The 20893-nt window shown below is 50.5% G+C and carries 21 protein-coding genes; 15 read left to right on the forward strand and 6 right to left on the reverse strand.

What is annotated here, in order from left to right:
• Positions 1-184 precede the first annotated feature (184 nt).
• Together BN3279_RS10235 and BN3279_RS10240 are read right to left on the reverse strand one after the other, a co-directional pair.
• A complete protein-coding gene (locus tag BN3279_RS10235) occupies positions 185-1960 on the reverse strand; it encodes a SulP family inorganic anion transporter (protein ID WP_059050558.1) in 1776 nt (591 codons plus the stop codon).
• Between the two features lie 103 nt (positions 1961-2063).
• A complete protein-coding gene (locus tag BN3279_RS10240; RefSeq protein WP_018753832.1) occupies positions 2064-2393 on the reverse strand; it encodes an ArsR/SmtB family transcription factor in 330 nt (109 codons plus the stop codon).
• 246 nt (positions 2394-2639) lie between these two features.
• Here BN3279_RS10240 and BN3279_RS10245 point away from each other — a divergent pair, with 246 nt between their 5' ends.
• The 6 genes from BN3279_RS10245 to BN3279_RS10270 all read left to right on the forward strand — a co-directional run bounded on the left by BN3279_RS10245 (position 2640) and on the right by BN3279_RS10270 (position 7818).
• Complete coding sequence (locus tag BN3279_RS10245) at positions 2640-3704, forward strand: ABC transporter ATP-binding protein (RefSeq protein ID WP_059051782.1); 1065 nt, start codon at positions 2640-2642, stop codon at positions 3702-3704.
• 35 nt (positions 3705-3739) lie between these two features.
• A complete protein-coding gene (locus tag BN3279_RS10250; protein WP_059050559.1) occupies positions 3740-4072 on the forward strand; it encodes an antibiotic biosynthesis monooxygenase in 333 nt (110 codons plus the stop codon).
• A 101-nt stretch (positions 4073-4173) separates the two neighbouring features.
• The gene (locus BN3279_RS10255; RefSeq protein ID WP_059050560.1) at positions 4174-4929 is read left to right on the forward strand and encodes an exodeoxyribonuclease III; all 756 of its coding nucleotides are present in this window, start codon (positions 4174-4176) and stop codon (positions 4927-4929) included.
• A gap of 102 nt (positions 4930-5031) precedes the next feature.
• Entirely contained in the window at positions 5032-5499 is a 468-nt protein-coding gene (locus BN3279_RS10260) for a flavodoxin (RefSeq protein WP_082673023.1), read from the forward strand.
• Positions 5499-6221, forward strand: a complete 723-nt coding sequence (locus BN3279_RS10265; protein ID WP_059051783.1) for a hypothetical protein — start codon at positions 5499-5501, stop codon at positions 6219-6221. The genes BN3279_RS10260 and BN3279_RS10265 overlap by 1 nt, the downstream gene beginning before the upstream one ends.
• A gap of 187 nt (positions 6222-6408) precedes the next feature.
• A complete protein-coding gene (locus BN3279_RS10270; RefSeq protein ID WP_059050562.1) occupies positions 6409-7818 on the forward strand; it encodes a deoxyguanosinetriphosphate triphosphohydrolase family protein in 1410 nt (469 codons plus the stop codon).
• Positions 7819-7899: 81 nt separating this feature from the next.
• Here BN3279_RS10270 and BN3279_RS10275 read toward each other — a convergent pair whose 3' ends face one another.
• Together BN3279_RS10275 and BN3279_RS10280 are read right to left on the reverse strand one after the other, a co-directional pair.
• Positions 7900-8469: a thymidine kinase gene (locus tag BN3279_RS10275; protein ID WP_059050563.1), complete on the reverse strand. Its 570-nt coding sequence runs from the start codon at positions 8467-8469 to the stop codon at positions 7900-7902.
• Positions 8470-8531: 62 nt separating this feature from the next.
• Complete coding sequence (locus tag BN3279_RS10280; protein WP_059050564.1) at positions 8532-9020, reverse strand: hypothetical protein; 489 nt, start codon at positions 9018-9020, stop codon at positions 8532-8534.
• A gap of 302 nt (positions 9021-9322) precedes the next feature.
• Between BN3279_RS10280 and BN3279_RS10285 the strand changes: the two genes are divergently transcribed.
• The 3 genes from BN3279_RS10285 to BN3279_RS10295 are packed head-to-tail and all read left to right on the forward strand — an operon-like array spanning position 9323 to position 13509.
• The gene (locus BN3279_RS10285) at positions 9323-10537 is read left to right on the forward strand and encodes an ABC transporter substrate-binding protein (protein ID WP_059050565.1); all 1215 of its coding nucleotides are present in this window, start codon (positions 9323-9325) and stop codon (positions 10535-10537) included.
• 17 nt (positions 10538-10554) lie between these two features.
• Positions 10555-12396, forward strand: coding sequence for an ABC transporter permease (locus BN3279_RS10290; protein WP_059050566.1), 1842 nt, complete (start codon positions 10555-10557; stop codon positions 12394-12396).
• A 9-nt stretch (positions 12397-12405) separates the two neighbouring features.
• Positions 12406-13509, forward strand: coding sequence for an ABC transporter ATP-binding protein (locus BN3279_RS10295; RefSeq protein ID WP_059050567.1), 1104 nt, complete (start codon positions 12406-12408; stop codon positions 13507-13509).
• A 14-nt stretch (positions 13510-13523) separates the two neighbouring features.
• Here BN3279_RS10295 and BN3279_RS10300 read toward each other — a convergent pair whose 3' ends face one another.
• Positions 13524-14366, reverse strand: coding sequence for a MurR/RpiR family transcriptional regulator (locus BN3279_RS10300; RefSeq protein WP_187377774.1), 843 nt, complete (start codon positions 14364-14366; stop codon positions 13524-13526).
• A 167-nt stretch (positions 14367-14533) separates the two neighbouring features.
• Here BN3279_RS10300 and BN3279_RS10305 point away from each other — a divergent pair, with 167 nt between their 5' ends.
• From BN3279_RS10305 to BN3279_RS10315, 3 genes are all read left to right on the forward strand, one after another.
• Complete coding sequence (locus tag BN3279_RS10305) at positions 14534-15295, forward strand: PHP domain-containing protein (RefSeq protein ID WP_059050569.1); 762 nt, start codon at positions 14534-14536, stop codon at positions 15293-15295.
• A complete protein-coding gene (locus BN3279_RS10310; protein ID WP_082673024.1) occupies positions 15295-16158 on the forward strand; it encodes a Cof-type HAD-IIB family hydrolase in 864 nt (287 codons plus the stop codon). Before BN3279_RS10305 ends, BN3279_RS10310 begins: the two co-directional genes overlap by 1 nt.
• A gap of 80 nt (positions 16159-16238) precedes the next feature.
• On the forward strand, positions 16239-16652 hold the full coding sequence (locus BN3279_RS10315) for a DUF4183 domain-containing protein (RefSeq protein WP_059050571.1): 414 nt from the start codon (positions 16239-16241) through the stop codon (positions 16650-16652).
• 110 nt (positions 16653-16762) lie between these two features.
• Here the strand turns inward: BN3279_RS10315 and BN3279_RS10320 are convergent, their stop codons facing one another.
• A complete protein-coding gene (locus tag BN3279_RS10320; RefSeq protein ID WP_059050572.1) occupies positions 16763-17308 on the reverse strand; it encodes a DUF1697 domain-containing protein in 546 nt (181 codons plus the stop codon).
• 182 nt (positions 17309-17490) lie between these two features.
• Between BN3279_RS10320 and BN3279_RS10325 the strand changes: the two genes are divergently transcribed.
• The 3 genes from BN3279_RS10325 (at position 17491) to BN3279_RS10335 (ending at position 20881) form a co-directional block, all read left to right on the forward strand.
• Positions 17491-18351, forward strand: coding sequence for an ankyrin repeat domain-containing protein (locus BN3279_RS10325; RefSeq protein WP_059050573.1), 861 nt, complete (start codon positions 17491-17493; stop codon positions 18349-18351).
• A 125-nt stretch (positions 18352-18476) separates the two neighbouring features.
• The gene (locus BN3279_RS10330) at positions 18477-19466 is read left to right on the forward strand and encodes an aldo/keto reductase (protein WP_059050574.1); all 990 of its coding nucleotides are present in this window, start codon (positions 18477-18479) and stop codon (positions 19464-19466) included.
• A 47-nt stretch (positions 19467-19513) separates the two neighbouring features.
• Positions 19514-20881 carry an LLM class flavin-dependent oxidoreductase gene (locus tag BN3279_RS10335; RefSeq protein ID WP_059050575.1) on the forward strand — a complete coding sequence of 456 codons (1368 nt, stop codon included), beginning with the start codon at positions 19514-19516 and terminating at the stop codon, positions 20879-20881.
• The last annotated feature ends 12 nt before the right edge of the window (positions 20882-20893 follow it).

Raw genomic sequence — 20893 nt, forward strand, 5'->3', positions numbered from 1 at the left:
TGACGCTCTACGATAATGCGTACCTAAGCGTGTATCAATATATCCTCAGCGGAGTGCATCCTACAGAGTGAAAAATGAAGTGGATTCCCCAGCTATCATGCGTGAGTTATTCCAGAAATAAATAAAATGCAGCTCTCTTGACAGAGGGCTGCATTTTTGATGTTCTTATTAAATTAGGGCGTTATCACACAGTAACCTTATCCTCGCGGACAAGGGCTCCCTTGCGATCGGACAGCTTGTGGCGCTCCGGCTCTGCTCCGCAGAGGGCGGGACATTCCCGGAAGGCAAAGTGCCTGCATCCGCGGCATTTGTCTTGGTGAATCTCATCAAGTGCTATGCTCAGGGCTTCGCCGGTGTGCTCGAAGAAATGAGCTTCTCCAATCAATTCGTAGCAGCCCGTCTTCATCATCAGTTTGCGTGGCTGGATACGCAAGCCTGAAACAAGAACGGTAATGCCAGCTTGCTGGAGCTGCTTGACCAGCGAAGTAAAGTTGGCTTCCCCGGTAGTATCCATGAACGGTACCTTACCCATGCGAATCAGTACCACGCGCAGCAAATTGCTGTCGATTTGAGCGACGAACCGGTCAAAGGCCTGGGAGGCTCCGAAGAAGAGCGGACCATCTACGGTGAAGATCGAAATTTGCGGGCAATCATGTTCCTTGGTGACCATATGTGCCATGACTTTCTCCCCGGCACAGGAGCGGTCAGGCAACACCTTGTCGACCGTTAACAGGTCGCCCATTCTCTTCACGAAGAGAATGACGGCCAGAATGAGTCCTACCTCCACGGCCACGGTCAGCGTAGCGAACACCGTCAGGAGGAAGGTCACCAGCAGGACCAGCGTATCGCTCGTACGTGTTCTTAGCATGTGCGCAAAGGCTTTGCGTTCGCTCATATTCCAGGCGACGACCATTAAGATCGGGGCCATACTGGCAAGCGGGATGTTCGAAGCGTATGGCGCAAACAGGGCCACGACCAGCAGGACCACAATCCCGTGGATAATGCCGGACAGAGGCGATACCGCACCGTTCTTGATGTTGGTCGCCGTCCGGGCGATGGCTCCGGTGGCTGGAATACCGCCGAATAGCGGCGCGGCTATATTAGCAATCCCTTGACCGATCAACTCGCGGTTACTGTTGTGACGGGTGCCTGTCATGCCATCGGCAACCACGGCGGAGAGCAAGGATTCAATGCTGCCAAGCAAAGCAATAATCAGGGCCGGCTGTAGCATCGGTACGATGTTGTCCCAGGTTAGCGAGATCGGATGGAAGCTGGGCAAGCCACCGGGAATCACACCGTAGGCGGAGCCGATCGTCGTTACCTTGCCAGGGAACAACCAGATGGCGGCAAAGGTAGAGACAAGAATACCCACCAGCGAAGCGGGCACCTTCGGCAACCATTTAGGAGTAAGTAGCAGAGCAGCTAGGCATATCCCTGCCGTTAAGATGCTGTATATATTCAAGGTAGGCAGACGCAGTACAATTTCCTTCATGTTATCAAAGAAATACTCATGTCGCTGCATGCCGGTCAGGCCGAGGAAGTTCCCGATTTGTCCACTGAAAATCGTTACGGCAATCCCGGCGGTGAACCCGATCGTCACCGGACGGGGGATGAACTTAATCAGAGTTCCTAATCGGAGTACCCCCATCAAGATGAGGAAAATCCCGGCCAGAAATCCGGCAATTAATAAATTTTCATATCCATATTGCAGCACGATGGCAAGCAGAATCGGAATAAATGCACCGGTTGGCCCACCGATCTGGAACTTGGAGCCCCCGCAGAGCGAGATTAGAATACCGGCAATAATCGTCGTGTACAAGCCGTATTCCGGCTTAACTCCTGAAGCGATGGCGAAGGCCATTCCGAGGGGAATGGCGACGATGCCGACAATGCACCCCGAGATCAGATCCTTGCGAAATTTTGCAGCGTCATAATGAGTGAGCCTTTCTTTCCACTTCATCTGTTAAACCCTTCTTTTCTGAGAAATCTGCATGTTATGAAGCCAACCGTTCCTGAAAAACAAAAAAGACCCCCGCAGCCCGGCGGGGAAAAAATGGGGTATCCTATGTTTGGTTGCGAATCCCTTGCAGTAGGGAAATCGATTCGACTAAATGGTTATCAAATATTTGCCGGGCGACCGCAAGTAAATCCTTAAGCAACGGATCTCGCAGCGAGTAAACGACCGTCGTTCCTTCCTTAACGGTATTGACCAGATTCTTGGCGCGAAGAACGGCTAACTGCTGGGATACGGCGGACCCTTCCGAGCCCAATATCGTTTGCAGTTCATTGACATTTCGCTCGCCTTCGCTCAGCACCTCCAAAATACGAATTCGCATCGGATGGGCGAGAGCTTTGAAAAATTCTGCTTTAAACTGCTGCAAGTTCGCATCCATCGTCTAAACTCCTTAAAATCTGAAATTTTATATCTCTGAATCTTTGCATATTTAGTATATTAGCATAGGATGCTGGAACTGCATAGGGGGAAAATGATGTATTTTCTTTTCTGGCAGATGATTCCCGATTGAGTATCGGAAGCTGCTCATGCTATACTCAATAATGATAATCATTATCACTGTAAAGTCGCAGCTATTATTAGTGATTTATAGATGGATTCAAAGGAAAGCGAGGAATAGATGAAGATGGAGCATTTATTGGAAGTTAAAGATTTGGCAATTTCATTTAAAACGCGGGAGGGCGAGGTTCAGGCCATTCGGGGCGTCAGCTTCCACGTGAACAAAGGAGAAACCTTGGCCATAGTCGGCGAATCCGGCTCGGGCAAAAGTGTCACCTCGCAAGCGGTCATGCAGCTTGTTCCCCGTCCGCAGGGCGTATATAAACGTGGGGAAATTTGGTTCGATGGTCAGGAACTGATCCGCAAGACGGAGAAGCAGATGCAGAAAATTCGCGGCAAGGAGATCGGCATGATCTTTCAGGACCCGATGACTTCGCTCAACCCGACGATCAAGATCGGCAAGCAGATCACCGAGGTGCTGCATTTACATGAAGGGATGAATAAGCAGCAGGCTTATAACCGGGCGATTGAGCTGCTGGACCTGGTTGGCATTCCAAATCCGGAACGTCGGTTCCAGCAATATCCGCATGAATTTAGCGGCGGGATGCGGCAGCGGGTTGTCATTGCTATCGCCTTGGCGGCCAATCCGAAGCTCTTGATTGCTGACGAGCCAACCACAGCGCTGGATGTAACCATACAGGCACAAATTCTTGATCTGATGAAGGAACTGCAACGAAAGATTGGTACAGCCATTATTTTCATTACGCATGATTTGGGTGTCGTCGCGAAGATGGCAGATCGGGTTGCGGTCATGTACGCGGGCCAGATTGTAGAGATGGGGACAGCGGAGGAGATTTTCTATGATCCACGCCATCCATACACCTGGGGTCTGTTGGCCTCAATGCCGAGCCTGGATCAGCAGGGCGGGGCGAAGCTGGCAGCCATTCCGGGCACTCCACCTGATTTGATTCGTCCGCCGCATGGTGATGCCTTTGCGCTGCGCAGCTCCTATGCGATGGAGATCGACTTTAAGCAGGAGCCGCCATTGTACCAGGTATCCGATACCCATGCCGTGAAGTCGTGGTTATTGCATCCCTATGCCCCGCCTGTAACGCCACCCGAAGCGGTGTTGCGTAAGCGCCGCAAGCTTGCGGGCGTGTATGAGCAGCCTGTTCTAGCACAACAAGGGTAAGGGTACGCCATTATTTTGCATAGGGAGGGACTTGAATGTTCGTCATGACAAGAACGATGGAGGTTGAGAAGGGCAGCAGTGAGAAGGTGCTGGAGCGCTTCCACGCCGAGAGCCCCATCGATCAAATGGAAGGCCTGGTCGATATCAGTGTGCTGGTCAACCGGAAAAGCACCGAACACGAAGAAGTGGTTGTCATCATTCGCTGGGAGTCGCAGGAGGCCTGGAAGAACTGGGAGAAGAGCGATGCGCATATTCAGGGACATAAGAATAGTCGGGGACAACAGCCGCCCTCACATATTTTGAGTACGACCGTTCAACTGTACGACGCTGAGGTGGTCAAGAAGGGACAAGCCTACCCTAATGTCTAAGCCTGCCGATGAACACGATGCACTACCGTCCTGTGATATACTTGTAGCAGGATGATAGAGTTTGAGAGTCCAACTACAACAGGCATTTAGGGGAGAGCGGTATGAAGCTGGTTTCATGGAATGTGAATGGCTTGCGCGCTTGCGTGGGCAAGGGGTTTATGGACTATTTTCGCGAAGTGGATGCAGACGTATTCTGTCTTCAGGAGACGAAGCTGCAGGAGGGCCAGATCGAGCTCGACTTGGGCGATGAATATAAGCAATACTGGAACTATGCGGAGAAAAAAGGGTACTCAGGCACCGCCGTTTTCACGCGGGTTGAGCCACTATCTGTGCGTTACGGCATGGAGGAGGATTTCGAGCCGGAGGGAAGAATTATTACGCTTGAGTTCGAGAGCTTTTATCTCGTTACGGTCTATACGCCCAACGCCAAGAGGGACTTGTCCCGTCTTGACTACCGGATGGAATGGGAGGATCGGTTCCGGGCCTACCTCTTATCCCTGGATGCAGTGAAGCCCGTTATTGTCTGCGGGGATATGAACGTAGCGCATCAGGAGATAGATATCAAGAATGCTAAGTCTAATCTTGGCAATTCCGGCTTTACCACCGAAGAACGCGGGAAGATGACGGACTTGCTGGCTGCGGGCTTTATCGATACGTTCCGTTATATCTATCCTGACCGCGAAGACGTATATAGCTGGTGGTCCTATATGCCGAAGGTGCGTGAGCGCAATGTTGGTTGGCGAATTGACTATTTCCTGGTGTCTTCCAGTCTAGAGCCCAAGCTGAGCGAAGCCGACATCCATTGCAGTGTGATGGGTAGTGACCATTGTCCGGTGGTATTATCGGTGGAAGAATAGAATAACTTCAGTATGGCTGCCAACCCGGCAGCTTTTTCTCTTATTGACAATGAGAATCATTATCAAATATACTTCGATATAAGATGTATTTTTGATGGGAGGATGGAGCCGTTGAGTAAAGTAGTAATCGTATATGCCAGCTTGACCGGCAATACGGAGGAGATGGCCGAACTGATAGCTGAGGGTATACGCAGTACTGGAGCAACAGCCGACTTGAAGATGGTGGAGGACTGCAACGCAGTTCTTTTGAAGGAATATGATGCATACTTGCTAGGAGCTTATACTTGGGGAGACGGCGAGCTTCCTGATGAATTCGAGGATTTTATCGACGAGATGAAGGAAGTGGACTTGCAAGGCAGCCGTTCCGCCGCTTTTGGTAGCGGGGATACCTCTTACCGATTATATTGTGCTGCTGTGGATGAACTGGAGCAGCGGCTTCGCGAATTTGGTGCAGTCATTGTTCAGGAGCCTCTGAAGGTGGAATATGGCCCAAGTGCGGAGGAGAAGGTGTTGTGCCACGAATTTGGCGCTAGCTTCGCCCGTAGCCTGGAGGCGATCCCACGCACATGATGATGAAGCAAGTGGCGGACTATGAACTGGAGACTTGGATTCGATCATACAAGATGGTATCGGCGGGAACCGGGCGGGGTCAGGGCCAGCGGATTACCTGGCAGCAGCGTGTTCAATACGCAGTTGGTCATGCCATCAATGACTACTTCACCTTGCCCCCTGCAGTTCGCCTCCATACGCCGATCCAGGTGCTGTTGAATCGGCGATGGCCACGTAATCAGAGTGATTTTCCCGACCCTTTGCTTTACTGGCAAGTATATAATCAGGTTGTGGGACAATTAACCCTGATTACAGGGATGATGATCTATGATTATCCGGTGGCCTTGTATGAGAATTGGAGTACCGAAGCGACTGGACTAGATATGCAGCTATCACTCATTGTTCAAGCCGTATGGCAGGAGCGCGGCGATCCACAGCAGATGAAGGTACAGAAGTTCCTTGTTGAGGATGATGAGGAGATGGTCGATGCATTTGTGCACATGGCTAATGTGTTTTGGCATAGCGCTTTTGGCCGGCCCCCGGCAGAGATCGAGGTTCATGCGTTGCTGGAGGACCGCCGATATTCCTTCACCGGAGAAAGTCTCAGCTTGTCCAAGTCAGTGGATTATGTGGGTCTGCTGGTTGATGCTTGGGAGAGCGAAGCGCGGAGAGAAGACGGAGAGGGACAGCGAAGTACCGAATGCTCCGGGACATGCGATTTGTGGCGGCTAGGTTACTCCTAGGGGACATTTACAAGCACCTATAAATATGAAGAGAAGGCGGCGAATAGGACTGCTGCCTACAGGACAGGTTGGCCGAAGGGCTGGCCTTTTTTGTATGCGGTTGGTAAAAATATAACTGAACACTTTATGTTCGGGAGCAAGGCGGATACAATAACAAATAGTAGAGAAAGAAAAGGAGTGCGAACCCATGCATATTCAGGAGTTAAGGGAGCACCGGCAGTATCCCGATAATATTGGGCAGGAGACACATCGTGCCACCTTTGAACGCGACTATTCGCGGCTGATTCATTCCCCGACCTTTCGCCGCCTGCAAGGCAAGTCACAGGTATTTGGAGCGGGGACCGGCGATTATTATCGTACGCGTCTGACCCATTCGCTAGAGGTGGCGCAAATCGCCAGAGAAGCGGCGCGTAGCTTGCTGCGTTCTTATCCGGCGTTGGCGACGGATAAGGCTGCCCACCCTGGTCTGGTTATTGATCCCGAGGTTGTGGAATGCGCGGCGATTTGTCATGATTTTGGCCATCCTCCATTTGGTCATAAGGGCGAAGAGGTGCTGGACCAAATTCTGGAGAAGCTGATTGCGGACAAAACTGCGGAGGCTTTAAAGGGCGGAGCCGCATCGGAACAGGAGGAAGCACGGATTCGGGAAGCGCTGAGGCAGAAGTATGAGCATTTTGAAGGCAATGCGCACAATTTCCGCTTAATGATGTTCCTGGAGAAGCGGGAGAATATCGACGGCCTCAATCTATCCGACGCCGTGCTGCTGGGCACCAACAAATATCCTTATCCCGGTACGGTCAACAAGAAGGGGCTGTATCTTCACGAATGGGAATACATCTCGCATATCCGGGATGTCTGGAACATCCCTGCGGGGAAGAAAACCTTTGAAGCTCAATTAATGGATCTCTGTGATGACATTGCCTATTCGGCTCATGATCTGGAGGATGGAATCAAGGCGGGGAAGATTGAGGTGCATGAACACTTTTTGAAGGATTCCAACATCCAGCGGCTAATTGTAGAGAAGATCATGACTTTGGAGGATGCGTTCTGGCATGGGTGGACACCAGACCGCATTGAGGTGAAGGTGGCAGAGGTGCTGGACGACTTCTTGCGTATCTGGAACGAGAAGATGCCGATATGCGATCAGGATTACTCACGTACACGCCGGGAGGTCAAGGCCTATTGGGTTAGTCTGTTTGTAGGCAATCTGGGCGTTGTGGAGGACGGAGATTGGCAGAAGGTTACGTTCGTGAAGGAAGGGCGAGAGAACCTGGATATGCTGCGTACGGTGAGTGTACTTAAGAGTTTTGCCTGGGTGACGATGATTCGCGATCTGCGGGTGCAACGTCTCCAGAAGCGCAGCGCCTGGGTCATTAAGCGGCTGTGGGATGCGTTCGTAGATCCGGAAACGTCAAAATCAATTATCCCTGGCGATTGGCTGCGGCGCTTTGACCGAGATCAGCAGAAGGCCAAGCCGATCTGGACCTGGGAGCATATGATTATCGACTACATTGCGGGCATGACCGATGCCTATGCTGAGAAAATATACAATGAGCTCTACGGCCTTAAGGTCGGGACAATTTACGATCTGGATTAGATGCAGGATGTAAAGGGACCTTTAGTTTCCACATTAAAGTGGTGCTAAGGTCCCTTCGTTTTGGTTCAAGCAACAGATAGGCTATAGCGGCGGATTGGCGTGGCACTTGCGGCATACAGGATAGTAGGACTCGCTGCCGCCAATCTGAATCTGTTCTCCGGTATAAACGGGTCTGCCGTTCTCTACCCGCAGGTTCATGGTCGCCTTGCGGGCGCAGAACCAGCAAATGGTCTTCATCTCTTCAATCTTGTCCGCATAGATCAGCAGCATCCGGCTTCCTTCGAAGAGCTGGTTCTGGAAGTCATTCTTCAAACCAAAGGCCATCACGGGAACATCCAATTCGTCCACAATACGAACCAACTGTTTGATGCTGTTCTCGCTCAGGAACTGACATTCATCCACGAGGATGCAATACAGCTTCGGTGAATGACCCTGGACAATATCATAAATGTTTGTATCCTCATAGATCGGAATAGCTTGCCGTCGCAGTCCAATCCGAGAAGACACATAACCGACTTCATCACGATCATCCACGGCCGAAGTGAACAGTAATACTGGCTTGTTCTGCTCCTCATAATTATGAGCGACCTTTAGAATTTCAATGGATTTGCCGCTGTTCATAGCCCCGTATTTGAAAAATAATTGTGCCAAATGATAACGTTCCCTTCTCTATGTAAATTGATGGACTCCCTCACGAAAAATCCTTCACTAAATTAGTTCTGTCCAGCCGAGGCCTGCAAATCCTCAAACTTCTGTGCAAGCTCGGCTTCTGTACCGAGGTGAACCTGTAAGCCTTGATAAATGTAAAATTCCTTGATCTTCTCGCGATAAACGGTCGCTTCTTCTTCAGTTAACGGTGCGGAGGCGAGTCGTGTAACCACCAGCAAATCCCGCGCGCTTACTTCTTCAGGTGAGTGGGACAATATCTCCTTAATCTCATCCGTAATGGTGCTTCCCGGACCAGTCTCAGCACCCGTAGCTGCATAACCGGTAGCATTCGATGATGAATTAGCCGCCTGACCTTGCAGCATATAGGCCATCACGACAATAACTAGCAGCAGGATTGATATAAAGATATGTAAAAGTGACTTTTTCCAGCTTCCTTTTTTGAAGTAAATATACGCGAACAAAAACATCATAGCAACGATGAAATAGATAGCAATGATTCCGCCGGCTATCTCCAAACCTTGAATTAGAGTCATTCATTTCTCCTTATCTATATGCAATCTCAGATATTATTGACTCTTCATGAGGGATGATTGGGGAAGACAAAGGCTAGTATAGTCACACGTTTAGCAATTGTCAATGAATAGGACAGGTGTCGAAAATAAGGGGGGACGAGCAAGAGTCACATAGTTACGGGCTTGAGGAATTTTTGTAAATAAAATAATCAAAATTATAAAATGAAATAAAATTTACAAAACTTAACGCTTAGCTAATATCCGCTTAATATAAGCTTTCTATACTGAGGCTACTACTCAATATTAGGAGGCTTTATTCGTTCATGAACAAGAATTCGCGTTGGACAAGCCTGGTATGCACACTGGCTATCTCGCTTGCCCTTACGGCATGTGGAGCCGCTTCATCCCCATCTGCCACTAATTCCACAGCTTCGCAAGAACCATCCAACTCTTCGGCGGCCCCGGCAAGCAGTTGGCTGGAGCAAGCAGAGCTGGACAAGACAGAGACGACAGCAGAACTCTATGAGAAAGCCAAACAAGAAGGCAAGGTTACCGTCTATTCTCAATCAAGCCGGATCAAGGATGTGAAGGCGAGCTTTGAAGCGGAGTATCCGGGCATTGAGGTTGAAGCCTATGACATGTCGACAAATGAGATGATTGAGAAGATTACGCGTGAGCAGGAAGCTGGTTTATATAATGTAGACGTTGTGTTCATCAAGGATGCGGGTGGTACCGTATCGGAGGAACTGGTGACTTCCGGTGCATTGCATGCCTATATGCCGGAGGATATTGTGAGCAAGCTAGCTCCGGGCTTTGAGGATTCACCGGGTTTGCCGTTCTATTTCTCAACACGAACAATTTTCTACAATACTGAAGCTTACAGTGAAGCCCCTGTTAACAACTGGTGGGACCTGACGGACGAGAAATGGAAAGGCAAGGTCGTTATTGATGATCCGATGCTGTCTGCCGACACGATGGATTTGCTGGTGACGATGGTTGCGGGCAGCGAGGATATGGCTGCTGCTTATAAGGAGAAATATGGCGAGGAGATTGTCCTGAACGATACCGAAAATGCCGGCTATGAATTTATCAAGCGCCTGTTGGCTAATGACCCGGTATTTGTGCAATCCAGCGATGATGTCGTAACTGCTGTCGGTACAGCCGGTCAGCAAAATCCGCCGCTTGGCGTAACCACCTCCAGCAAGTCCCGGAACATTATCGATAAAGGCTTCAAGATGCAATTTGTATACGATACAGCGCCTAAAATGTCTGTTGCAGGCACGTCCTATCTGTACATGGCCGATCAGGCCAGTCATACCTATGCCGCCAAGTTGTTGATTCGTTGGATGGCCGGAGAGAGCGATGGTACGGCTGAAGGCTTCCGTCCTTACAATGTTCTAGGCTCATGGTCGACAAGAACAGATATTAAGCTGACGGAACAACGCCCTACAAGCGAGCTTAATTTATGGCCATATGACGGTAAGTTCTTGTATCAGAACACGCAAAAAGTGATTGATTTCATATTAGCCAATAAGTAGTAGGGATGGTGTAGCAATTGTCGGTATCACAGGAGGGGACACGTTCCCCTCGTTCTTCTTATCGTTGGCAACGTTTGTTTAATCGTTTGAAGGGGTATGCCGTAAGCCCCCTGTATTTGATTACTGGCGTGTCCTTGTTATTTCTGGCCTATACCGTGTTGCTCCCATTATGGGAGATTCTCAAGCAGAGCTTGCAGTGGACAGCGAGTGATGCCAGACGTGTAGAGGGGGCCGTGTCCGGCGAATTCACGCTGCATCACTGGATACGTGTGGTCAGCAGTGAGATTAGCCAATCGCTGTTATATGAGCCATTGCTCAATTCCGTAAATATCAGTATCTGGGTGTCGGCCTTGTCCATGATCATCGGCGGAGTGCTGGCCTGGCTAACCACCAAAACAAATCTTCCGTTCAAGAAGACCCTGGTCTTCCTGGCGATTATTCCGTATATGCTGCCATCCTGGATTACATCGTTTGCCTGGATCTCCGTATTCAAGAACGATCGGATCGGGGGCAGTCAGGGCATTGTTCAGATGCTATTTGGCATCCAGCCGCCTGATTGGGTGTCCTACGGTTTCCTGCCGATTGTTATCTGCTTGAGCTTGAACTATTTCACCTTTTTCTTTCTGCTAATCTCCGTGACATTAGGCTCGATCAATACCAGCCTGGAGGAAACCGCCAGTCTGCTGGGGGCCAGTCGATTTACCGTATTACGCAAGGTGACGTTCCCGTTAGTGATGCCGGCGATTCTATCCGCCTTCATCCTGACCTTCTCGAAAGCGTTAGGTTCGTTTGGGGTCCCTGCCTTTCTGGGATTACCCATCAAATACTACACGATTGCTACGATGCTGCATGGCAGCATGCAAAACCGCATGGTATCGGAATCTTACATCTTGAGCTTGATTTTGCTGCTGGTCTGCGCGTCGACCATATATATGAATCAACGAATGATTGGACGCCGCAAGAGCTACGCCACCGTGGGTGGTAAGGATTCGCGCAAGGTATTGTTTGATTTGGGGCGCTGGAAATGGCCGGTTGCCATTGCTGTTCTGTGCTTTATGGTGGGCATCGCCATTGTGCCTATGCTCATTTTGGTTCTGCAATCTTTTATGCTGGCTGAGGGTGATTTTAGCTGGAGCAACTTCACCTTACATTTCTGGACGGGGCAATCCAATCCACGTATTGCGTCAGGCGAGGTAGGGGTGCTGGTCAATAACAGTATTGGGCAAGCCCTCGGCAACTCGCTGCATATTGCTCTGGTGGCCTCTGCTGTAGCCAGCGTGGTTGGGCTGCTATTCGGCTACATTATCGTCAAGCGGCGCAACTCTTTGTCTTCAAGGCTCATTGAGCAGGTATCCTTCTTGCCTTATCTGATTCCCGGCATTGCGTTATCTGCGATCTATTTGTCGATGTTTGCCAAGCCAACGATGTTCCTGCCGGCGTTATATGGCACTATGACCTTAATCATCTTGATTTCTATCGTCAATGAGCTGCCCTTTGCTACTCGCTCTGGCGCAAGTACTATGTACCAGATTGGCGGCGAACTGGAGGAGGCAGCACAAATGCAGGGGGCCAGTTGGTTCAAGCGGTTTATCCGCATTCTGCTGCCGCTTTGTCATAAGGGACTCTTCGGAAGCTTCCTGCTGTTATTTATCAGTGTCATGAAAGAACTGGATTTAATCATTCTGCTGGTAACGCCGCAGACGGGAACATTGACTACGCTCATCTATAAATACGCGGAGCAGGGCTTCCAGCAGTACGCCAACGCCATTATGGTCATTATTGTAGCTATTATTCTGGTGATGTACTTCCTGGCGAGCAAGCTTGGTAAGGCGGATCTGACCAAAGGAATCGGAGGCTAACGAATAACGATGAATCTGATTGAATTGAAGCAAATTAACAAGCAGTTTGCGGGCCAGCCCATATTGAAGAATATTGATCTGGTAGTGGAAGAAGGCGACTTCATGACGTTCCTTGGCCCTTCCGGCTGCGGCAAAACAACCACCCTGCGCGTCATTGCCGGCTTGGAAAATCCAGAGGGAGGTATTGTGCGTATCGGGGGCACTACAGTGGCAGATGGAGATAAGCTGCAATTTGTTCCACCAGCCAAACGTGGACTTAATCTGGTGTTTCAGAATTATGCGCTTTGGCCTCATATGACGGTTATGGAGAACGTAGCGTTTGGCTTACAGATGAAGAAGCTGCCCAAGCCAGAGATTCGTGCCAAGGTGGAGGCTACACTGGGGAAGCTGCACATTCTCGATTACAAGGATCGCTATCCGTCCGAGTTGTCTGGCGGACAGCAGCAACGCGTAGCCATCGCCCGGGCGATTGTGACCGAGCCGCGGATCTTGTTGCTGGATGAACCATTATCCAATCTGGATGCCAAGCTAAGAGTGGAGATGCGTTCGGAACTGAAGCGGCTTCATCGCGAGTTGAATACGACCGTAATTTATGTGACGCATGATCAATCCGAGGCATTAACCCTCTCAACGAAGGTGGCGGTATTCTCAGAAGGGAGTCTGCTGCAGGTGGACACGCCGCGCAACTTGTATCGTCGGCCACGGCATGTGAAGATTGCTGATTTTATCGGGAATCCCAAGATCAATCTGCTCTCCGCCAGCTACTCGCAGGAGAACGAGGGGACGGGAAGCACCCGCATTGATTCTCCGCTGGGCAGCATTTCGCTACAGGACTTGATTCCCCCGGGTAAGGGGAAGGTTACTCTGGCGGTTCGTCCCGAGGATATGACCATTTCCCATGAGCCGACAGCACAGGCGGCACCCTTTCAAATTTATGCTGTCCTGCCGGCGGGATCGGAGACGTTAATTCAATTGCAAAGCGGAGATACAGGGCTGCTTGTGAAGGAGATCGGCGAGCAGGATTATGTGCTGGACTCCACCGTATGGCTAAATATCGATCCTCGCAAGCTACTGGTTTACGACGGAGAGAGCGGGGAACTGTTGTCGCTATAGGCTCGCTGGCAGAATCACTTGGGAATCAGTGAAGCATATTGCTTGCGCAACTGGTTCAGGTAGTTGAGCTTGGGCAGGGCCTGCTCCTGCTCGGCTTGCCCAATGCCGACGATCAGGCTCTCGACCAGTACGGTCGGGGCCACCATGGAATGGAAGTCGGTCAGCTTGCCGCGATAACAATAGAGTACAATATCGGCCTCATTAAGCATGTCCGATACCATGAAGTCGGTGATGAAGATTGTTTGGTAGTTTACTTTCTTGCCGAGCTGCATAATGGCCTTGGTCTCTGGCAGCACATTGGAGAAGCCGAACACAATCACGACATCATCGGCTTGCAGATGCATCAACGTCTCATAAATTTCATGGCCGCCTCGGCCCATATTAATAATTCTCATCCCGTAGCGCTTGAGCCGGAAAGAGAGAAGCTCTCCCAGACCGTGAGCGGGACCAGGCGCATAAATATAGATGGAGCGGGCTTCCCGCAAGGCCGCGATGGCGCGTTGGAAGTCAAGCAGGGATAGCTTGTCCGCCGTCTCGTTGAGATATTGCACGCCAAGCTCCAGCATTTGGACGGGCAGATCCTCACTGCCTACCTTGTCGATCAGATTACGGATTTTATAGGCGGGTGCGGGTGTATATTCAGGATTATCCGCCAGCATCTGCTTGAATTCCTTGAAATTCTTGAAGCCGATAACTCGCCAGAAGCGGGAGATGGAGGCAATACTGACCTGCGTTCGATCCGCCATCTCTTGTTCGGTCAGATAGGCTAAAAGACTTGTATTTTTTTCGATGAAATCGGCAATTTTCTTTTGCTTCTTGGACAGCTTGTCCATATCCCATTGGAAACGTTGATTCACGGTTAATGACTCCTTCGCGGCTGGTCGATTTTTCGGAAAATATGCCTTCATTATACTGCAAGCCTTCCCTCTCTGAAACGAATTTTACATTTTTAATAAAAGTAAGTTTGTATAGCTAAAATTTTACCTTCGAAGTACAAATTGTTTATTAAGGAGTTTGACTATAAATGAAGATTGATTTTCATATCCATGTAAAATTGTCAAAAAAGGTATCGTTCTCTCCTGATTATTTCCGCGACATGATTGCCGAAGCCAGACAAGAGGGACTGGATGCCATTACGATGACTGAACATTTCAATACGCTGCGGTTCCATGATATTTATGAAGATTTGGACCGGAGATATCCTTATCTCGGCCATTATTATGATGTGAAAGGGTTTAAGGTCTTCCCCGGTATGGAGGTAGACGTAGCTGAAGGAGGTCATATCCTTGTCATCGGGACGCGCGAATCCATTTTGGCGGTACGTGCAGGGCTGGAAGATCATACTACGCCCGAGACCTTTATCTCTTTTGATCAATTGATAAGCATTTGTGCGGCGCATGAGTTGCTGATTATCGGAGCTCATCCGTTCAGAGAAAGTAATTCACTCCAGCGCTTGACCCGTGAGCAACTAGCCCGGCTTGATGCTGTGGATCTGAATGCGAAGGATTTGCGCACCTATGGTGTCGAGGCGATGCAGGCGCAGATGATGGCATGGGCGGCGGAGCAGCAATTGCCACTGGTGGGAGGGAGTGATACGCATCATCCTCTCCAGGCGGGAAGCATCATCAATATGTTGGACCGGCCTTGCGAGACGGTGCTGGAATTGAAGCAATGCATTCAGGATGGAGCGTACTCTATCGCGATTTCGCCTTGTCTGCCTGTGAAGGTACGGGCGGCCGATGAGGTGAAGCAGCTATTGCAGGCCGAACTGCTACGGCATAGCTGATGGGAGCGGATATGGAGACGGAAGAGGAAGGGGCTGTCATGCGGTGGCCGGCTAGTGAAACAGTAATCATCAGTGATCTGGACGGTACTTTGCTGGATCGTCAACAGCAGATTAGCCCTGAGAATGCGGAGGCTATTGCCGCATTCCGTAAGGCCGGGGGGACATTCGTCATCGCCACGGGACGGCCTTGGACTTCGGCGCTGCCGTATGCGCGGCAGTTGGAGTTGGAGCAGCCGTTTATTGCAGGCAATGGGGCACAGTTGTATTGCCCGAGGAAGAGTGCTGTGTTGCACACTTCAAGGCTATCCATTCAGCCGGAGCATAGCCGCTGGCTGTATGAGCAGCACCTCCAAGACAAGGGCCTTGGCTTGCTGTTGTATGATGGCGAGCAAATGCTAACCCCTTCTCGCAATGATTTGATCGTAAGGCACGAACGGAAGGACAATGTGCCGAGCAAGGCTGTGGAGTTGACTAAGTGGCAGGAGGCGGCCCTGAGTGCCGTAAAACTGCTGGCCATTGCCGCAACGCCAGAGATGGCAGAGGTCCTGGACTACCAATGGAGCCGGTTGCGACCAGGCAGTACCACCGTATTCTCAGAGAGCAATTACTTGGAAATCTTGCCAGATGGCTGCTGCAAGGGCAACGCCTTGCAGCAGCTTGTCGCCCTGCAAGGCTGGCAGCATAAGCAACTCATTGCGGTGGGCGATCAAATGAATGATGCTGAGTTGCTTGAAGTGGCCACCCTTGGGATTGCTACCGGAAATGCAGTAGCAGAGTTGCAGGACAGGGCCGATGCGGTCACCATATCGCATGATAGACACGCAATAGCTCATATCATCAAGGAACGAATTGCGGCCTTCTAGCAATCTAGCATAAGTCCACGCAACCGGAAGCTTCCCGTCATACTATACAAAATAGCTACTCTATGACTGGAGGGGAGATTATGCCGGTTATTCGCTTATATTTGACGGCGGAGAGTACAATAACGGGCAGTGTCAATACAACAACAACAACGTCGGTTGTACCTGAGGTCCATCGTTATACGGCAGCGATTGTGTTAGGAGATATTCTGGCGGGGACGACAACTTTAGCAGCTACCCGCTTCACCAACAATGGTGGGAACACCGTGCCTGCCGGGGGGCTGGTTGTCCCGACCGCCAATGGATACTACAACTTGTATGTCAACGGGGTTATGCAGCGTGGTGGATTAAGTACCTTGACAGCTACCAGCCTGGTCATTAACTCTGCCTTGGTGATTGGCGCTACGGTTGTAGTAAAGGTAGTTAATTTTAACTCAACCTCCAACTCACTATCCAATACAAGCAACCTGTCCGTAACGACTACCGTAACTTACTAGAAAGCACCCAGTTCAAAAGTAAAGATTACTGATGCAGCATAAGAAACAGCTTCCTGAATTCATTCGGGAGGCTGTTTCCATTTGGGCTGACGATCATAAACAGATTTCAGCTACTGCTGCAGCCCCCGCATCAACTTCAAGATTTGCCGTGTCGTATTGACGTTCCTTACGGTCATTTGCGCGTACAGCTTGGAGCCCACTAACTTGTTCATCCCGCTGCGCCCCGCATCGGCGCGGTCTACCGAGTACAGCACGGCTCCAGGGGCAAACAGAAGGGTCCCGATACCCGGCTTCAGAGGCAATTCCGTTGGAACAGTGGCCTCGTCTACTTCGTCCCAGAGAAACAACACATCGCTCTTCAATCGCTCGTCGTTGCTCCAGTCCTCTGGCAGCATAGTGGCTACCACCTCCATCTGTTCCAGACTGCGAACCAGAACCCGGATGTGAAGTCCGAATTCGGCTTCGATTGCCGCTTCCAGCACTGCCGCCAGGTCGGTCCGGGACAACTGGTCGTTCACGAATACGATATTGCCCGAATTAATGTACGTCTTGACATGCTGCATACCTGCCAACTCAAACGCAGCTTTGAGCGCCTTCATGTCGATCTTGTTGTTTCCTCCTACGTTAATGCCGCGCAGCAGTGCTACATAGATCACGGCCGTCTCTCCTTTTAACTTGTTTTAATTCATTCTAATAGATTCATGGGTGAGGCTCAAATCAGTTTAGACATAAATAATACCAAGTAAAAATATATGAATTTAGGTATTCAAGAGTTTTAAATTGTGATATAGTAATTTTGTAATTTAAATTACAAAAAAAGAAACAGGTAGGAAGTGCCATGCCAAAGAAAACAAACAGAGCCGTGCTGTCCATCAGGTTGGATGAAGAAGCCGTCAAGGCTGTTGACCTGCTGGTGGAGTCGGGTCTGGAACCTAACCGTTCTAGAGCGGTTGCCCATTTCGTGAAGGTTGGCGTGCAGGCCTCACAGGATTTGCTGATGCGTGCGCGTGAGCAGGCTGACAATTTACAGCACTTACGTAATGAAATGCTGGAGGCGGTCAAATCTCGCGACATCGGCAAGGTTGCTGAACTTATGGATCGCGATGCGAGTCTTGTCCATGCTGGAGATCAGAAGGGCGAAACCCCTGTATTGCTAGCTACGTTCTTACGGGCAAGCGATATTAAGGAACTGCTACTGCGCAATGGTATGGGTAAATTGAACGTATTCGAAGCCGCCGCCGTCGGGTATATCCCGCGGCTCAGAGAACTGCTGGATCATTCGCCCAAGCTGGCCAATGAATACAACTATGACGGGTTCCCGTTGCTTTCGTTAGCCGCCCATTTCGGTAATGCCGAGGCAGTGGCATTGCTGCTGGACCGAGGAGCGGACGTCAACGCCAGAAGCCGTGACGGAAGTCTCGACAACCTGGCGATTCATGCGACCGTATTCGGCGGTTATGGGGAGGTAGTTGAATTGCTGATGGATCGCGGTGCAGATGTTCATGCGAGGTGTCAAGGCAAGCTAAGGGACGGCTATAATGTGTTGCATGTCGCCGCTTACTTTGATCGAATTGAACTGATTGATCTTTTCTTGACTTACGGAGCGGATAAGGCAGCCATAAATACCGTTGGTCAAACCCCTTTTGATTTGGCTCAGTCGCTTGGGCATACCGCTTCTGCGGACAAGCTGCGGCATTGAATAAGCTAACTGGATACAGACTCGACCGGACAGATGGAGAGCCTTGCAAGCATGAAGCGGGCCGAATCTGTCTTTTTGCTGTATTTACAAGCTGTTATTTTGAGGATAAGGAGCGTGGACAGGGAGTGCAATATCGTAAATTGGGAAGAACCGGCCTGAAGGTATCGGAGGTCAGTTTGGGTACAATGGCCTTTGGCCGCTGGATTGACGAGCGGACCTCCGGTGAAGTGCTGAATAAGGCACTGGATCAGGGAATCAATCTTATTGATACGGCAGACGTATATGGCAGCGGTATGGATACAGGAGATCAAAATGGGTTTGGCGAGTCCGAGCGTATTCTGGGCCAATTGTTGCAAGGAAGACGCCAGGATATTGTATTGGCTACGAAGTTCCATGCCCGGGTCGGACAGGGCATTAATGATGGGGGAGGCAGTCGCTATCATATCTACCGTGCTCTGGAGAACAGCTTGCAACGCTTGCAGACCGACTATGTTGATTTGTATCAAATTCATGCCTTTGATTTCGAAACACCGCTTGAGGAAACGCTTGGCGCACTCGACGACCTGATTAGGCAGGGCAAGGTACGCTATATCGGCTGCTCTAACTATGCGGCATGGCAAGTGGCGAAGTCCCATGGCATCAGCGCCTTACATGGGCTCCATCGCTTTGAAAGTGTTCAGCCGGAGTACAGCTTAATTACTAGAAATATGGAGCGGGAGCTGGCGTCGCTGGCGGAATCGGAGCAGGTCGGGATCATCAGTTATAGTCCACTAGGCAGAGGAATTTTGACCGGGAAGTACCGCGAGGGTGAATCGCCTCCAGCCGAGTCCAGACTTGCCCAAGGGGAAAGAAGGCTGCAACTGCTGCTCCACGCCAATCCTGCTTATGCTTTGGTAGAAGCCCTTCGGCCGCTAGCCGCGGAGCGGGGGTGGACTTTAGCGCAGTTTGCTCTTGCTTGGGTGCTCAGCCATCCCTATGTAACTTCGGCCATTCTTGGGGCGTCCAGGCCAGAGAATATCGAAGACTCATTGCAGCATGTACATGAGCGTCTGACGTCAGAGGAATTACGTCTCATTGATGAAATTTCTACAGAGTTGGGGCTTCTGCGACCATAAAACCATGTATTCTCATAAACAAACTTATAAATAGGAGTGTGAGTGTCATGCCAATCTTAAAAAGACAGCTTCATCTTGGTTTGTTCCTGTTCTCTACGGGTTATCATCCTGCGGGTTGGCGGCTTCCCGAGGCGGTAGCCGATGGGGCATTCGACCCCAAATTTTTGCATCGAATCGCCAGGCGGTTAGAGGAAGCGAAGTTTGATTTCTTCTTTCTCGGGGACGCGCTTGCGACCAGTCCAGACATGCAGCATCAGTTTCCTTCGCAGATGGTAAGGCTTGAGCCGTTCACGATGATTGCGAATATTGCGGCCGTCACGGAGCGAATCGGGTTGATTGTTACGGCCAATACCACTTATTCCGAGCCTTACACCGTGGCTCGTCAAACGGCTTCACTTGATTATTTAAGTGGCGGGCGGCTGGCCTGGAACGTTGTCACGGGGATGGATATAAGGGCAGCCCAAAATTACAGCAGGGAGAAGCATTGGGATAACTCACGTCGCTATGATTATGCGGAGGAATTTGTAAAAATTGTGCAGGAGCTGTGGGATTCGTGGGAAGACGAGGCATTTGTTCGCGATAAAGAAAGTGGCGTTTTTGTTGACGGAAGCAAGGTGCATGTCATTAATCACCATGGGGAGCACTTCTCGGTCGCAGGGCCGTTAAACGTTGCCCGTCCGCCTCAGGGCCAGATTCCCTTGTTAAATGCGGGTACATCAGAACGGAGTCGCGAGTTGGGAGCGAAGCTCTCCACCGCCGTATTCACTGGGCAAATCCTGATCGAATTGGCCAAGTCGTTCTATGCGGATATTAAGACGAAGGCAGAAGCCTTTGGTCGGAAGCAAAATGAGGTGTCCATACTGCCTGGACTTGTACCGCTGGTTGGTCGTACGGCGGAAGAGGCCCATGCCAAGTACCGGGAACTAAGCAGTCTACTGGTGACAGATTATGATTTGAGCGCCTTGTCAGCCCGAATCGGTATCGACCTGAAGGGGTACGAATTGGACGGACCGTTGCCGGACTTATCGTTGTCCACACTCCCAGGTAAGGAATCGGAGTGGCTGGTAGAGTTGGCGCAACGGGCAGAAGGACGGAAAGAAATTACAATCCGGGAGTTGTTCCATTATTTTGCGGCAACGGCACGGGGACATCTGCTGATTGTGGGCGATGCCAAGCAAGTAGCGGACAGAATGGAAGAATGGTTCACGGGCGGTGCAGCCGACGGATTCAACATATGCCCGCCTTACTTGCCCGGAGGACTTGATCTGTTCATTGATCTTGTCATACCAGAGTTGCAGCGACGGGGATTATTTCGAACTGAATACGAAGCAGATACGTTCCGCGGCCACTTCGGACTGTCACGTCCAGACAATCGTTTCGCACGTAGCACTATTCTTGAAGGCGCAGGCGAGTAACGGGAAGGGTGA

Origin of the sequence: Paenibacillus senegalimassiliensis, assembly GCF_001486585.1 — a bacterium.
Taxonomy (GTDB): domain Bacteria; phylum Bacillota; class Bacilli; order Paenibacillales; family Paenibacillaceae; genus Fontibacillus; species Fontibacillus senegalimassiliensis.